The 14586-nt window shown below is 43.7% G+C and carries 13 protein-coding genes; all 13 read left to right on the top strand.

The window, feature by feature from the left end:
- Positions 1-213: 213 nt before the first annotated feature.
- The 13 genes from msrB (at position 214) to spxB (ending at position 14562) form a co-directional block, all read left to right on the top strand.
- Entirely contained in the window at positions 214-1149 is a 936-nt protein-coding gene (gene msrB, locus ABVF55_RS02825; RefSeq protein WP_320909729.1) for a peptide-methionine (R)-S-oxide reductase MsrB, read from the top strand.
- 384 nt (positions 1150-1533) lie between these two features.
- On the top strand, positions 1534-2421 hold the full coding sequence (locus tag ABVF55_RS02830; protein WP_320909730.1) for a helix-turn-helix domain-containing protein: 888 nt from the start codon (positions 1534-1536) through the stop codon (positions 2419-2421).
- A gap of 196 nt (positions 2422-2617) precedes the next feature.
- Positions 2618-2821 (top strand): hypothetical protein, encoded by a 204-nt coding sequence (locus ABVF55_RS02835; protein ID WP_080982772.1) that lies wholly within the window; start codon positions 2618-2620, stop codon positions 2819-2821.
- Between the two features lie 193 nt (positions 2822-3014).
- On the top strand, positions 3015-4358 hold the full coding sequence (locus ABVF55_RS02840; RefSeq protein WP_445285491.1) for a CapA family protein: 1344 nt from the start codon (positions 3015-3017) through the stop codon (positions 4356-4358).
- A 3-nt stretch (positions 4359-4361) separates the two neighbouring features.
- On the top strand, positions 4362-6026 hold the full coding sequence (locus ABVF55_RS02845) for a MutS-related protein (RefSeq protein WP_445285492.1): 1665 nt from the start codon (positions 4362-4364) through the stop codon (positions 6024-6026).
- Positions 6027-6048: 22 nt separating this feature from the next.
- Positions 6049-6765, top strand: coding sequence for a DUF554 domain-containing protein (locus tag ABVF55_RS02850; protein WP_070675372.1), 717 nt, complete (start codon positions 6049-6051; stop codon positions 6763-6765).
- Between the two features lie 310 nt (positions 6766-7075).
- A complete protein-coding gene (locus ABVF55_RS02855; protein WP_445285644.1) occupies positions 7076-7654 on the top strand; it encodes an HD domain-containing protein in 579 nt (192 codons plus the stop codon).
- 136 nt (positions 7655-7790) lie between these two features.
- A complete protein-coding gene (locus ABVF55_RS02860; protein WP_445285493.1) occupies positions 7791-8639 on the top strand; it encodes an HAD family hydrolase in 849 nt (282 codons plus the stop codon).
- Positions 8640-9272 (top strand): SGNH/GDSL hydrolase family protein, encoded by a 633-nt coding sequence (locus tag ABVF55_RS02865; protein ID WP_445285494.1) that lies wholly within the window; start codon positions 8640-8642, stop codon positions 9270-9272. It abuts the gene before it with no gap.
- A gap of 147 nt (positions 9273-9419) precedes the next feature.
- Entirely contained in the window at positions 9420-9815 is a 396-nt protein-coding gene (locus ABVF55_RS02870; RefSeq protein ID WP_041826450.1) for a CopY/TcrY family copper transport repressor, read from the top strand.
- An 18-nt stretch (positions 9816-9833) separates the two neighbouring features.
- The gene (locus ABVF55_RS02875; protein WP_445285495.1) at positions 9834-10205 is read left to right on the top strand and encodes a cupredoxin domain-containing protein; all 372 of its coding nucleotides are present in this window, start codon (positions 9834-9836) and stop codon (positions 10203-10205) included.
- A gap of 10 nt (positions 10206-10215) precedes the next feature.
- Positions 10216-12438, top strand: coding sequence for a heavy metal translocating P-type ATPase (locus tag ABVF55_RS02880; protein ID WP_445285496.1), 2223 nt, complete (start codon positions 10216-10218; stop codon positions 12436-12438).
- 348 nt (positions 12439-12786) lie between these two features.
- A complete protein-coding gene (gene spxB, locus ABVF55_RS02885; RefSeq protein WP_445285497.1) occupies positions 12787-14562 on the top strand; it encodes a pyruvate oxidase in 1776 nt (591 codons plus the stop codon).
- Positions 14563-14586 lie beyond the last annotated feature (24 nt).

The following is a 14586-nucleotide window of genomic DNA, read 5'->3' on the forward strand; positions in this document are numbered from 1 at the left end:
TCATGATTTTCTACATCAGTTAACCCTATCGTTTTGGAATTTTTATTACTCGCTCTTTTTCTTATTTGAAAAATAAGAAGGATTGAATCCCTTTTACATATAGTAGAAGGGATTTTTGATGCAGAATCCTTGAAAATCTGAGGCTCTTGGATTATGATGGAGCTAATAGATGTCAAGCGTTCCTTGTGGGGAATGCAGGAAGCGAGGGAAAAGATGGCAGAGATTTATCTAGCAGGTGGCTGTTTTTGGGGCTTAGAGGAATATTTTTCACGAATCCCCGGTGTAGAAGAGACGACGGTGGGCTATGCCAATGGCCAGGTAGAAACGACCAACTACCAACTGATCAAGGAAACGGATCACGCAGAGACCGTTCAGGTCATTTACGATCCAGATAAAATCACCCTACGAGCGATTCTGCTCTACTATTTCCGGGTGATCGATCCCTTGTCCATTAACAAGCAGGGAAATGATCGAGGCCGCCAATATCGGACCGGTGTCTATTATACAGACGAGGCAGATCGTGAAGTGATCGCCCAAGTGTTTGCGGAAGAAGAGAAGCAACTGGGCCGCAAAATAGCGGTTGAGCTAGAACCTTTGCGCCACTACATCCTAGCTGAGGACTACCACCAAGACTACCTCAAGAAGAATCCTGGAGGTTATTGCCATATTGATGTGACGGATGCTGAGCAACCCTTGATTGATCCAGCAGCCTATCAGAAGCCAGATCAAGAAACCTTAAAGGCGAAATTGACGGCAGAACAGTACCAAGTCACTCAGGAGAGTGCGACGGAACGCCCGTTCCACAATGCCTATGATCAGACCTTCGAAGAGGGCATCTATGTGGATATTACGACTGGGGAGCCTCTCTTCTTTGCCAAGGATAAGTTTGCGTCTGGATGTGGATGGCCAAGTTTCTCCCGTCCCATTGCCAAAGATGTCGTCCACTATTACCAGGATCATAGCCACGGGATGGAGCGGATCGAAGTTCGTTCCCGCTCAGGCAATGCCCATCTCGGTCATGTCTTCACCGATGGACCCAAAGACCAAGGAGGTCTTCGTTATTGTATCAATTCGGCCTCTCTGCGCTTTATTCCAAAAGAGGAAATGGAGCGAGAAGGTTATGGATATTTGTTAAAAGCTTTGAAATAATAGAAAAAGCATCTTAGAAACTTTCCTTAGGTGAGTACGGACGTCAGCGAACTTCATAGAAGTTCCATGACTTAGTTTTGGACCTAAGGTTCCAAAACTCCCGAGTGCCTGAAACATCATTGTTTCAGGCACTTTTCTCACAGCGGAAAGTTTCAGTAGATGCTTGCATCAGTTGAAAATCGTGATGATGTTTTCTGCAATACCACTTGGGTTGCCTTAGGTAAGAAAAAGATCCACATTCTGAGAGACAGAAGCCACTTTTATAAATAAGGAGCATGATTTTCAAGTTAGGATGCTTTTTAAGGAAAATATGAAAATGTTTTCGTTATTCTACCAAAATATGTGTTAAAATTAGTATAATATTTAATTTGTAGAGATGTACTGATGATGAAAGATTTAAAAAAAGAGATTGGGAAAAAAATAAAATCTACACGACTAGATAGAAAATCTACACAAGCAGATATTTGCGATGATGAATCTGAATTGACTATTCGGCAATTAGCCCGAATTGAGAATGGTCAGGCTATGCCCACTGTACCCAAATTAATATATTTAGCGAAAAAACTGAATGTCGAAGTTCAGTATTTTGTTGATATTGACAAAATTGAAATACCAAAAGATTATCTAAGGTTAAAGAAAGAATTGGTAGATAGTCCGACCTATGCGGATCAAGAACGAATTGAGCGGAAACAAGCGATTTTAGAAGAAATTGGGGAATGTTACTACGATCTTCTTCCAGAGGATGAACAATTACTTATAGATGTGATTCAAGCGCGTCTAGATATTTATAATAGTTCGGATGTGAGATATGGTCTTGCTCTTTTAGAAGAATACTTTCAACAAATCTTAAAGAAAACAATTTATACGGTTAATGACTTGTTAATTATCGAACTCTACTTTTTTTGCTGTGCTGTAGGATTAGAAGATAAAAGGTATTTTCAGGAGTTGGCTGATAAAGTAATGCTTGACATAGATTATAGGGACAAGGAATACCTGACACAGTTGGAAAAAATATTGCTTGTTTTGCTAGCTCAGTTGGAAGAAAAATGTACGCTTAAATATATTCAAACTTTCGAAGATGTAATTGATAAGACGAGACATGTTTATTACAAACCTCTTATTTATATGTTTAAAGCAAAATATATGCTCCATGTGGAAAAGAGCAAGGAGAAATCTGAGGAGTTGTATGGAAAGGCAATTACATTTGCTGAATTATTGGATGATGAAGTGCTGGTACAAAGATTAATAGAAGAAAAAAAGAACGATTTTTAGCAACCCGACATTTAAGTCATGTTGCTTTTTTTATTTTATGTTAGACTGAAATCATAAAAAAGGTGAAGATGTCAGAAATCTATGTTTCCTACAGTAGGATATATAACTGTTTGTTGAATCGGTATATTTTGGATGTTGTAGGACGATTTTTTAGTTGATTCATTTCCCAAACATTCATTTTAGAGAAACGGAGTTTATGATGAAAAATAGAAATTTATGGCGAACGATTTTTGCGCTTTCGGCTTTGGTGACTCTAATTGGATTAGGATTTATTGCCTATAATCATTTTGTATTTCATCAACCTTTTATGAATCGGACTACAAAAGGGTTGCTTTCGGCCTTTTTCCTAAGTCTTGTCATGGTTGCGATTAGCTTGTCCAAATCAAACGATAAGAAGTGATTAGCGACCATTTATATGAATCAATCAACTGTGCAAGAGCAGGACGATGAAGCGTTTCTAAACAATGGCGCTTCTGTCCTGCTCTCTTTTTTCTCTTCTTAAAAATTGTGATACAATGAAGAGAAAGTATTTCAATGACAGCTCAATCTGTTGGCGGATCATTGGAGAAACTGGATATGAAGAAGAGGTAGAAATGATAGAGAAATGGGAGAATGTGAAAGAGACCATCAAGACGATGGGAAAAGAGTTGTCAGCGGCCTTTGATTGGGCTTTTGATCGTCTCTTTTCAAGGATTCAGCTGACTAATGAACAGTTTGTCTATGTGCTCTTGTCAGTCGTTTTTATCGTGGCTAATGCCATCTTGTGGGTACAAAAGTTTCAAGGCTTTCCGATCACCGCAACGGAACGGCCAGAGGTTGTGTACAAGGCAAAAACACCGGCTGATCAGATTCCTCATACAGCGCGGATCATGGCTAATGGAGATCAGCTCTATCATGATCTGGTCTATATGAGTGCACAAAAAGAAGATGGGACCTATGATTTTCATGAAAATTATGAGTATGTCAAACCCTGGCTACAAAAGGCGGATCTGGCCTTGGGTGATTTTGAGGGAACCATTGACCCGAATTACTATTTGTCAGGTTATCCCCTCTTTAATGCGCCAAGCGAAGTCGTACCAGCCATCAAGGATGCTGGTTATGATGTCATGGATTTGGGACACAACCACATCCTGGATTCAGGCCTAGAAGGGGTCTATTCGACAGCCAAGGCCTTTGAAGATGCAGGCATCACCCCTGTCGGTGTTTACACGCATGAAAAGAGAGGCCAGGCCCCCTTAGTGATCAAGGAAGTGAATGGCATCAAGATTGCTATTCTAGCCTACGCTTACGGCTTTAATGGAATGGAAACGACCCTTACTCCAGAAGAGCAGGCGAATGTTTTGTCTGACCTAGACGAAGAACGGATGAAGGCAGAGATCCAAAAGGCGGAGCAAGAGGCTGATATCACCATTGTTATGCCCCAGATGGGAGTTGAGTACCAGTTAGAGCCGACAGAAGAGCAAAAAGAGCTCTATCATAAAATGATTTCTTGGGGCGCTGATATCGTTTTTGGCGGACATCCCCATGTTGTAGAGCCTGCTGAAGTGGTCAATAAAGATGGTCAAAACAAGCTCATTATCTACTCGATGGGGAATTTCCTGTCCAATCAGCGTCTGGAAACTATGGGAGATGTGGAGACTGCCCAATGGACAGAGCGAGGAGTCTTGATGGATGTGACCATCGAAAAGGTCGGCCGCAAGACACGGATTAAGACGGCTACTGCTCATCCAACCTGGGTCAGTCGGACTCCGAAAGGAACCTATTCTCCTGAAGGCTATGACTTGTACAAGTACCAGACCTATATCTTGGAAGATTTTATCCAGGGTGGCAAATACCGCGACAAGCTGGATGAGGAGACCAAGGAGAGAGTGGACACGGCATACCGAGAAATGAAGGAACATGTTCACTTGGACTGGCCTCAGAGTGGAAAGGAATAGAGCATGGAAGGAAATGTGAACTGGATCCCGCTTGGGATCCTAGGATTGATCGTGGTGATTTTGGCAACCAAATTTCTTACGGCTATCCGCCTCAAGCAAAAGCTGAAGAAGGCTTGGGATGGAGCGCCTTTCTTTCGTAAGAAAGACACAGAAGAAAGTTTGATAGATAGTCTGACATATCCAGCTAAGGGACAGACGATCGATAGCCAAGTGGATGATCAGACCTGGCATGATTTGGCTTTGGATGCGGTCTTTGATCAGCTCAACTATACCCAATCGAGCCTTGGAGCAGAGGCTCTCTATCAAAAAATGCGCCTGCTGGAATTCCAGCCTCAGGCCCAGCTTCATGACTTAGAAGTCTTTTTTGAAGAGCATCCTGATTTGCGCCTCAAGGTTCAGGTCATTTTCAACCAACTGGGCAAGAAGAACCACAACATGGCGCGGAGCATTGTCGCAAATCCCGGCAAGCATTATGCAGGTTTGCCCCTCTATCTAGCCTTGGCCTGCCTTCCTATTGTCTGTCTCTTTGCCATCCCCTTTGAGCCAGTCGGGGCGATTACCCTCTTGGTGATCAGTGTGGTCTTTAATATTGTCTTTTCGAGTTTGCGCAATTGGTCCAATAAAATCCGTCTGGATAATGTTAGCTATCTGGTCCGTATCTTTGCTTCGGCAGAACGCTTGAGTCATCTAGCCTTGCTACAACAAGAAGAACTCAAGCAGGCAGTTAAACCCTTTAAGAAAACGCGGATCCTTGCCAGTGTCTTGCAGAGTCCAACGGGGACCTCTGAGATGGAAATTGTTCTCCTCTACCTCAACGTCCTCTTTTTACTCCCGCAGATCGCTCAGGTCTATATTTACAATCAGGTGAAAGCTCATCAAAAAGAGGCCCAGAAGCTTCTGGATCTCCTTGGAGAGATGGAAGTCGCCATTAGTCTCTTGCGCCATAAGCGGGATCTAGAAGTGGTCTGCCAGCCAGTCTTTACAGAGACGGGTGGCATTGAGGGCGAGACGCTCTATCATCCTTTGCTGTCCAATCCGATTGCGAATGATGTGCATTTTCAGAAAAATATGGTCATCAGTGGGGACAATGCCTCCGGGAAATCGACCTACCTGAAAACTGTCGCCATCAATGCCATTCTGGCTCAAGGGTTAGGCTTTGCCTATGGAGAAAAATTAGCCCTTCCCTATGGTCATGTGCTAACGGCTATGGATGTGAGCGATGACATTGAAGTTGGAGATAGTTACTTCATCACCGAAAGTAAAGCTATTTTACGTATGATTCAGCATCTGAAAAAGCCTGGTTTTCACTATTTCTTTATTGACGAGCTCTTTAAGGGGACCAATACCATCGAGCGGATCGGATCAGGCCTTGGGATTGTCCGCTGGTTAGCTGCCCAAAACTGCCTCTACATGATTTCCAGCCATGATATTGAGCTGGTCGCAGCCTCCGGTGAAGTCAATGATAATTACCATTTTGACAGTCGCTATGTGGATGGCAAGATCGTCTTTGACTACCAGATCAAGCCAGGGTCAGCCGTAACCAAGAATGCGGTCAATACGCTAGAAAGCCTGCATTATCCAGAGGAGATTACGCAAACAGCCAAGGACTTGATTGACCAGTATGAAGAGACGGGCCACTGGTCTTTGAAAGAAATTAAAAAAGAATGAAAATGAACGAAGGAGTTTGTTAATGATCGGTTTAGGGACCTTCTATAATGCCTTAGGGGTCGTATTTGGTGGGCTTTTAGGATTGCTCATCGGTCAACGTTTGTCAGAAGATTTTCATGAGACCCTTCTGAAAGTGACAGGAGTTGCTGTATTTGTCTTGGGCATTGCAGGGACCTTGGAAAAGATGCTGGTGGTGCATGGAAGTCATGTGGAAAGTCACGGCAGTATGATGTTGATTCTGAGTCTAGTGATCGGGACCGTTATTGGGGAACTCTTGAAGATTGAGGAAGGCTTTGAGCGCCTGGGAACCTGGCTGAAGGAAAAGACGGGCAACCAAGGCGATACCAGCTTTGTTGATGCCTTTATGACCACGGCCTTGACCATTTGTATTGGGGCTATGGCGGTGGTTGGAGCTGTCCAGGATGGACTAACAGGCGACACCTCGACCTTGTTGGCCAAGGCTATTCTCGATATGGTTATCGTTCTGGTCTTGACCGTTTCAAAAGGAAAGGGCGCAATCTTTGCGGTGGTACCACTTGTGATCCTTCAGGGATTGATCACCCTTTTGGCCCATTTGATCGCACCGATCATGACTCCACAAGCCCTTTCGAATCTGTCACTAGTCGGCTCCAGCCTCATTCTCTGTGTAGGGATCAATCTCATTTGGGGCAAACGGATCAAGGTCGCCAATCTCCTTCCAGCAGTGCTAATTGCCATTATTTGGGCTTTTGTTGGTTAAAAAATAGAAGCTAAGCAGTAGCTTCAGATTTAAGACAAAGTCATATTAAAAACTTTCCTTAGGTGAGTACGGACGTCAGCGAACTTCTACGAAGTTCCATGACTAATTATTGAGCCTAAGGTCTCAATAATTCCTAGTGCCTGAAACGTTATTGTTTCAGGCACTTTTCTCACAACGGAAAGTTTCTAAGATAATTTTGTATCCAATCTGAATTATTTTCCTTTTCTTTTGCAAATACGGGAATTCATTTATGGAAAACCTGATTTTTGGTATGATAGTCGTAATTTCGAATAGGGAGGTTGGAGTCGCCATGAGTGATCTGAATCAGACAGTTGAATTTATTAAAGAAATCGAGAAATTAAAGTCGGTAACAAGGTTTAATAGAACCCTTGATGGACGGTTTGAAAATAGTGCCGAGCATTCTTGGCAGGGTGCGATAGCTGCGATGGTTCTGCAAGATTATTATCCTGAAAAATTGAATATGGAAAAGGTGATTTCTATGTTACTGATTCATGATTTAGGAGAGATTTATGCCGGAGATACTTGGGTGTTTGATGATGAAAAAAAGCTTCATGCTCATGATAGAGAGCTCGCATCTATAGAAAAAACAATAAGCCTCCTTCCAGAAGCAACATATGTGAATATGAAAAATTCGTGGTTGGAGTTTGAAAAAGGGCAGAGTCCTGAGGCAAGATATGTAAGAGTGATTGACGCATTGGTACCACTGATTAATCACTTAGAAGTGTCAGAAGTCAATTATAATCCTGATCATATCCGTTCAGAGATGGTATTAGAAAAGAAAAAATTTATAAAAAGTGAATCCAAAGTGTTATGGAAACTGACGGAAGAGTTAATTCAGGAAAGTGTGGAGAAGGGCTTATATTCATAAGATCCCTTGGCCTTTAGTTGCAACCTTCAACCCAATAGGAAGCCGCCCGTTTTCACGGGTGGTTTTGACTTGCTTGATCTGTGGTATAATGGGATCAGATAATTTGCACCCTTTGAAAGGGAAAAGGTTAGATTGTATGATTAAGTTGATTGCAACAGATATGGATGGGACCTTATTAGATGAGCGAGGAGAGGTGGATCTTCCGCGCCTGGAAAGGCTATTGGACCACTTGGATCAAAAAGGGATTCGCTTTGTCATTGCGACGGGAAATGAAATCCATCGCATGCGCCAGCTCTTGGGTCCTTTGGTCAAGCGGGTGACTCTCGTCGTAGCCAATGGAGCACGGATTTTTGAGGATGACCAGATGATTCTTGGGAAATTCTGGGATCGAGAGCTAGTAGAGGCGGTTCTTGCTTATTTTAAGGGGAGGGAAATTTCAGACCAGCTGGTTGTGTCAGCTGTCAATGGTGGCTTTGTCAAGGAAGGAACGGTCTTTACAGAAGTTGAGAAATTCATGCAGCCGGAAGTGATTGAAGCCTTGTACAAGCGGATGAAGTTTGTTCCAGAATTGACAGCAGATCTATTTGATCAGGTGCTTAAAATGAGCTTGGTTGTTGGCTTGGATCGTCTCGATCAAGTGCGTCGGGAAGTCCAGCAGGCTTTCGGAGATCAGCTCATGGCGGTTTCGAGCGGTTTTGGCAGCATGGATCTCTTACAAGCAGGCATTCACAAGGCTTGGGGACTGGCTCAATTAATGGAGATGTGGCAGCTTAATGCTAGCCAGGTCATGGCCTTTGGGGATAGCGGAAACGACATCGAAATGCTTGAAATGTCCGGTCACTCCTATGCTGTAGCCAATGCAGAAGAAGCTGTCAAGGCTGTTGCCAAACACCTAGCTCCGAGCCATCAGGAAGGTGGTGTCTACCAGGTGATCGAAGAGTATCTAGGATTGACCCCCTGGGAACAAGTGAAAGGAAAGAATTAGATGGCGGTACAACTGTTAGAAGACTGGCTCTTAAAGGAGCAGGAGAAAATCATAACAACCTATCGGGAGCTCAATCAAGCCCCTCTGAAAGATCCTGGTTTGATCTTTATCGGAGACTCCATCGTGGAGTATTTCCCCATTCATGAACTATTACAAAGTCCCAAACACATGGTCAATCGAGGAGTGCGAGGCTATAAGACGGATCTTCTTCGTAAACATCTAGACGCCCATGTCTTTGGAACGGCGGTGGATCAGATCTTTCTCTTGATCGGGACCAATGATATCGGAAAAGAAATTCCTCAAAAGGAAACCTTGGACAATGTAGAAGCGGTCTTACAAGCAATTATGCGGGAATTTCCGCTGACCCACATCAACTTGATCTCGGTTTTACCGGTGAGTCAAGAAGAGCGCTACAAACAAAAGGTCTATGTGCGGACCAATGAAAAAATTCAGGCCCTCAATCTGGCCTATCGCGAATTGGTCCAAGCTTACCACCAGGTCAGCTATGTCGATGTGTACTCGTCTTTATTGGATGAAGTGGGGCAGTTGGCAGAAGCCTATACGACAGATGGCCTCCATTTAAGTGTGGCAGGTTACCGCATCCTAGCTCAAGCCCTGCAGGAGACATTATAGAGACTAAAATAGGAGCGAAAAAAGCCCAATCAGACAAATCTTCAAAGGAAGATTTGTTTTTTTAAAATCTTTTGGTTGACAAATGTAAATCTTAGGAGTAGAATAGCATCATAAGATTTACAAATGTAGATTTTGAGAGGAGAGACCATGCAAATTTCAAATGCGGAATGGCGCATCATGAAGATTATCTGGATGGAAGGCAAGCAGACCAGCACGGATTTGATTGCAGTCTTGTCTGAGCGCTTTGACTGGTCGAAGTCGACCATCAAGACTCTCTTGACGCGCTTGGTGGAAAAGGGGTGCTTGACTAGAGAAAAATCAGGCAAAGCCTTTGTCTACTCGGCACTGTTGACGCAGGACCAGAGCTTAGACTTGGTCGTTGAGGATGTGAAGGACAAGGTTTGTTCAAAAAGGATTGTCCAGGTGCTTGAAAACATGATTCAGGCGAGTGACTTTACGCTAGCAGATCTTAATCAGCTGCAGCAGGTCCTCGAAGAAAAGAAAGCAGAGGCTGTCGAAATAGTCCCTTGCAATTGTATGTAATAGAAAGAAGGAAATTTCATGTTTGGATTGGTGATTAGTATTGTTTGTTTACTTGGGGTTGCTTTTATTGCTTGGTGGTTCTTTGCAGAGCATGAAAAGGTAAGCGACCACGCTCGTCAGAAATCAGGTTATCAAGAAATTGAAGTCGAAGTCATGGGGGGCTATTCGCCTGAAACCATTGTCCTGAAAAAGAATGTTCCAGCCCGGATCATCTTTAATCGCAAGGATCCATCTTCATGTCTGGATCAAGTGATCTTTCCAGACTTTGGGGTTCATGAAGCTTTGCCTTTAGGTGAAAAACATGTCATTGAAATTACGCCAGAAAAAGCGGGCGAATATGGGTATTCATGTGGAATGAACATGATGCATGGTCACATGATTGTGGAATAAAGGAGTAGGTATGGTAGAAAAACAAAAAGCAGTTGTGGAAAACGGAGTGCAAAAGATCCGTATTACAGCAGAAAAAGGCTATAGTCCAAAGGAATTTCAACTTCAAAAAGGGATCCCTGCTGAAATCACCTTCCATCGGGTCAATCCTTCCGGCTGTTACAAGGAAATTTTGTTTGAAGATCAGGGGATTTTAGAGCCTTTGGAAGTCGGTGTGGATAAGGTGATATCCTTTACCCCGACAGAAACAGGGGACTTCGAGTTTTCATGTGGAATGAAGATGCAAAAGGGTTCCTACACGGTTGTGGAAAAACGCCGTCGTGTCTTAAGTTTACTGGGTCGATTTTGGATTACTAGTATCTTTACTCTTCCCTTATTGATCTTGATGATCGGGATGATGGCAGGATTTGTATCCCATCCAGTCAGTCGCTGGGGGACTTTTCTAGCGACAACGCCGATTATGCTAGTGGCAGGAGTTCCTTTTATCAAGAGTGCCTGGGCCTCATTTAAGAAGCACCATTCCAATATGGATACCTTGGTAGCTCTGGGAACTCTGGTAGCCTATGTCTATAGTGTATTTGCCCTCTTTACTGGTCAGCCAGTATACTTTGAGGCTGCGGGTTTTATCATCTTCTTTATCCTCTTAGGGCAAGTCTTTGAGGAACGGATGCGTAACAATGCCTCCGAGGCTGTGGAAAAGTTGTTGGATTTGCAGGCAAAAACGGCTCAAGTTCTTCGTGATGGGAACTATGTCGAGGTGGCGGCGGAAGATATCCACATTGGTGATTTGATTCGGGTCCGTCCTGGGGAAAAGATCGCGGTTGATGGGACGATTGTAGAAGGAAGTACGACCATTGATGAGTCGATGGTGACAGGTGAAAGCTTGCCTGTGGAAAAATCAGTTGGTGATGCAGTTATCGGCTCCACTATCAACAGCAATGGGACCATTCTCTTTAAGGCTGAAAAAGTCGGTAGTGAGACCCTCTTATCTCAAATTGTGGACTTTGTCAAAATGGCCCAATCCAGTCGTGCTCCTATTCAAGATTTGACGGATAAGATTTCAGGTATCTTTGTTCCAGTGGTGACGATTTTGGCCATTGCGACTTTCTGGGTTTGGTCCGTGCTTCTGGGCGCGTCGCTCCAAGAGGCCATGCTCTATGCAGTCTCTGTCCTCATTATTGCCTGTCCTTGTGCCCTTGGTTTGGCGACGCCGACTGCCCTGATGGTCGGAACCGGCCGTAGTGCCAAGATGGGGGTTCTGATTAAAAATGGAACCGTTCTTCAAGAAGTGCAAAAGATTCAAACCGTTGTGTTTGATAAGACAGGGACTATTACCATTGGCCAACCACTTGTAACCGATGTTGTAGGAGATGAAGCGCGTGTCTTGACACTGGCTGCTAGTCTTGAAACTTTTTCAGAACATCCCCTAGCGCAAGCGGTCTTATCACGAGCAGAAGAAAAAGGTTTGGTGCTAACCCCTGTGGAAAACTTCCAAGCGATTGAAGGAAAAGGGGTCCAAGGTCAGATCGACCAGCAGTTGGTGACCTTGGGAAATGGCAAACTTCATGACGGGACATTGATGGATCCGGAGCTTGAAAAACGGATGGTAGAGTTGCAAGAGCAGGCCAAAACAGTGATCAGTTTGTCTGTGGATGGGCAAGTGATTGGCTTGATTGCCATTCAAGATGCTCCGAAGGCCAGCTCAAAAGAAGCGATCAAAAAGCTCAAAGAACGGGGCTTGAAAACGGTCATGTTAACAGGGGATAATGAACGGGTGGCCCAAGCTATTGCTAAGCAAGTGGGCATTGATACCGTGATCGCTGATGTGCTCCCTCAAGAAAAAGCTAGCGCCATCCAAAAACTGCAAGAAAGCAGTAAGGTAGCCTTTGTGGGAGATGGGATCAATGATGCTCCAGCTCTTTCGATCGCCGATGTCGGAATTGCTATGGGATCTGGAACGGATATTGCGATCGAGTCCGGTGGCATCGTGCTCACGCAAAATGATTTGCTTGGCGTTGTGCGCGCCTTTGACATGAGTCAAAAGACCTTCCGTCGGATCTTACTCAATCTCTTCTGGGCCTCTATCTACAATATCCTTGGGATTCCAATTGCTGCTGGAGTCTTTGTAGGACTGGGATTGACCCTCAATCCAGAACTAGCAGGTCTTGCTATGGCCCTTAGTTCTGTGTCTGTTTTGACTAGCTCACTGCTTCTCAATGTCGCGAAGATTGATTAATGAAAATAAGAAGTGGTACAGAATTCTGTATCACTCTTTTTCTCTTTTTCCTAGAACGACAAGGAAAAGGGATGGGTATAAAACTATAGTAAAATACCCTATTGTAGGATAGTTTGTGAAAATTTCTCAAAAAGAGGATCTGTTATGGAATAGGGATTGAGCATCTCTGAGCAGATCCTTATACATGTGAATCTCTTTGTGATAAATTAATACTGTAATCGTTTTGTAAATCGTTTTCATGAGAAAAGTCAGAAAAAACTCATTTTCAAGGCGAGATGATCGCAAAGATGAAGTAGAAGCGCTATGCTACATTTTAAGGGATCAAAATAGAATTAAAGGAGAGTTAGAATGACTCAAGGAAAAATTACTGCATCTGCAGCAATGCTTAATGTATTGAAAACATGGGGCGTAGATACGATCTACGGTATCCCATCTGGAACACTTAGCTCACTTATGGACGCTTTGGCTGAAGACAAAGATATCCGTTTCTTGCAAGTTCGTCACGAAGAAACTGGTGCTCTTGCAGCGGTTATGCAAGCTAAATTTGGTGGCTCTATCGGGGTTGCAGTTGGTTCAGGTGGACCTGGTGCGACTCACTTGATCAATGGTGTTTACGATGCAGCTATGGATAACACTCCATTCCTTGCTATCCTTGGATCACGTCCAGTTAACGAATTGAACTTGGATGCCTTCCAAGAATTGAACCAAAACCCAATGTACAACGGTATCGCTGTTTACAACAAACGTGTAGCTTACGCAGAACAATTACCAAAAGTAATCGATGAAGCTTGCCGTGCTGCCGTTTCTAAAAAAGGTCCAGCCGTTGTTGAAATTCCAGTAAACTTTGGTTTCCAAGAAATCGACGAAAACTCTTACTACGGATCAGGTTCTTATGAACGTCACTTTATCGCTCCTGCCTTGAACGAAGTGGAAATCGATAAAGCTGTTGAAATCTTGAACAATGCTGAACGCCCAGTGATCTACGCTGGTTTCGGTGGAGTTGGTGCGGGTGATGTGATCACTGAATTGTCTCGTAAAATTAAAGCACCAATCATTACGACTGGTAAAAACTTTGAAGCTTTCGAATGGGACTACGAAGGGTTGACAGGTTCTGCTTACCGTGTTGGTTGGAAACCAGCCAACGAAGTGGTCTTTGAAGCAGACACTGTTCTCTTCCTTGGTTCAAACTTCCCATTTGCTGAAGTTTACGAAGCCTTCAAGAACACTGAAAAATTCATCCAAGTGGATATCGACCCTTACAAACTTGGTAAACGCCATGCTCTTGACGCTTCAATCCTTGGAGATGCAGGTCAAGCAGCGAAAGCAATCCTTGACAAAGTGAATCCAGTTGAATCTACTCCATGGTGGCGTGCAAACGTTAAGAATAACCAAAACTGGCGTGATTACATGAACAAACTCGAAGGTAAAACTGAGGGTGAATTGCAATTGTATCAAGTTTACAACGCTATTAACAAATACGCTGACGAAGATGCTATCTACTCAATCGACGTCGGTGACACTACTCAAACATCTACTCGTCACCTTCACATGACACCTAAGAACATGTGGCGTACATCTCCACTCTTTGCGACAATGGGTATTGCCCTTCCTGGTGGTATCGCTGCTAAGAAAGACAATCCAGATCGCCAAGTATGGAACATCATGGGTGATGGAGCCTTCAACATGTGCTACCCAGACGTTATCACAAACGTTCAATACGACCTTCCAGTTATCAACGTTGTCTTCTCAAATGGTAAATATGCCTTCATCAAGGACAAATACGAAGACACAAACAAACACTTGTTTGGTTGTGACTTCCCTAATGCTGACTATGCGAAAATCGCTGAAGCTCAAGGAGCTATTGGATTTACAGTTGACCGTATCGAAGACATCGACGCAGTCGTTGCAGAAGCTGTTAAATTGAACAAAGAAGGTAAAACTGTTGTTATCGATGCTCGCATCACTCCACATCGTCCACTTCCAGTAGAAGTACTTGAGTTGGATCCAAAACAACACTCAGAAGAAGTCATCAAAGCCTTCAAGGAAAAATACGAAGCAGAAGAACTCGTACCATTCCGCCTCTTCTTGGAAGAAGAAGGGTTGCAATCACGCGCAATCAAATAATTCCTCTCGTCGAAAATCAAATGT

Source organism: Streptococcus sp. KHUD_012, assembly GCF_052588255.1.